Below are 348 nucleotides of genomic sequence, written 5' to 3'. Positions count from 1 at the left end.
GGGACCTCACGTATCCGGTCAGTGAACGTCGCCCGATCACACTCATCGTTCCGGCATCGGTATCGCGTCTTCCACCAGCGCAACCTAATTGGATCATCTCCGTATCGCACATCACGTGGATACGTGACCGAATGATCCTTGACGAAGGTCGAGACGACACCACATGACGGGCACGCAGCAGCATCCGGATCGCAGGTGATCACCTCCACCAGCCGCGTCCTATCCGGCAATGCCGAAACGCTCGTGACCTGCAGACCTTCCAGGCCCAGCAACAACGAAGTAGGCTCGCTCATGCCCCTGGTACTCCTCACCGAAATCGGAATGTGTCGCAACATCCAGATTTCCGGA

General features: G+C 57.8%; 1 protein-coding gene. It reads right to left on the bottom strand.

Features of this window, described 5'->3' with window-relative positions:
* Positions 1-293 (bottom strand): transposase family protein (locus tag AXK60_RS28000; protein WP_175400122.1); only part of this gene is annotated, 293 nt, incomplete at its 3' end.
* Between the last annotated feature and the right edge of the window lie 55 nt (positions 294-348).

This window comes from Tsukamurella pseudospumae, assembly GCF_001575195.1.
Classification (GTDB): Bacteria; Actinomycetota; Actinomycetes; order Mycobacteriales; family Mycobacteriaceae; genus Tsukamurella; species Tsukamurella pseudospumae.
This window is presented reverse-complemented; position numbering and strand designations above follow the sequence as displayed.